Here is a 315-nt window from a genome sequence, read left to right on the forward strand (position 1 = left end):
GGTGATGGACTCTTTGCCCGACCCGCGCCGAGCCGGCCACGACCTCGGCATTTATGCGCTCGCCAACTCGGCCGGTCTGGCGCTCGCCGCCATCATCGGCGCGCTACTGGTGAACGCCTTCGAGCATAGCTTCGGCTATTACCTGCTCTTCCCGTCCGCCATCGTCATGGTGCTGCTGGCCGGAATCGTCACCCTCACCACCAAATCTGCCGAATAATAAACCGGTTCGAGTACACTGGTCAGCAGTGATCCAGTCCAGTACTCGCAGGGGAGCAAAACCATGGTCGGCATGCGCGACGTAGCCAAAGCGGCAGG

The 315-nt window shown here is 61.6% G+C and carries 1 protein-coding gene; it reads left to right on the top strand.

Annotated elements, in window-relative coordinates; genetic code table 11:
• Positions 1–217 (top strand): hypothetical protein (locus DKT72_RS18970; protein WP_220628162.1); only part of this gene is annotated, 217 nt, incomplete at its 5' end.
• Positions 218–315 lie beyond the last annotated feature (98 nt).

The organism is Confluentibacter sediminis, assembly GCF_003258355.1.
In the GTDB taxonomy this organism is placed as follows: Bacteria; Bacteroidota; Bacteroidia; order Flavobacteriales; family Flavobacteriaceae; genus Confluentibacter; species Confluentibacter sediminis.